This window comes from Fulvivirga aurantia (assembly GCF_009711475.1).
In the GTDB taxonomy this organism is placed as follows: domain Bacteria; phylum Bacteroidota; class Bacteroidia; order Cytophagales; family Cyclobacteriaceae; genus Fulvivirga; species Fulvivirga aurantia.
The window spans coordinates 1-375 of record NZ_SMMD01000252.1 but is presented as its reverse complement, the minus strand read 5'-3'; the positions used below and the strand labels follow the sequence as shown (position 1 = coordinate 375).

Sequence of the window (375 nt, the reverse complement as noted above, 5' to 3'; positions counted from 1 at the left end):
TTTGAATTATAGAAATCAGATAGAGTATAAAATGAGTAATTACTTTGTGTACATCACCACTAATCCAGGAAAAGAGGTTTTGTATATCGGTGTAACTAATGACCTGCATACAAGGCTACTCCAACATTTTGAAAATAGGGGTAACCCAGCTTCATTTGCCGGAAGATATTTTTGCTATAAGTTAATTTATTTTGAACGTCACTTTACTGCAGAAGCTGCAATCGAAAGAGAGAAACAATTAAAAAAATGGAATCGGAAAAAGAAAGAAGCCTTAGTAGCAAAAGATAATCCCCATTGGAAGTTTTTAAACCCAGAAGTAATGTTCGGGTAGGTCATATAGACTTAAAAGGTCCCTCGACTACGCTCGGGATGACA

1 protein-coding gene is annotated in these 375 nt (G+C 35.7%); it reads left to right on the top strand.

The genetic code is table 11. The features are described 5' to 3' along the window. Nucleotides 1-331, top strand: a 331-nt coding sequence (locus E1176_RS00895) for a GIY-YIG nuclease family protein (protein ID WP_343030487.1), incomplete at its 5' end; no start/stop codon positions are given. Nucleotides 332-375: the final 44 nt, after the last annotated feature.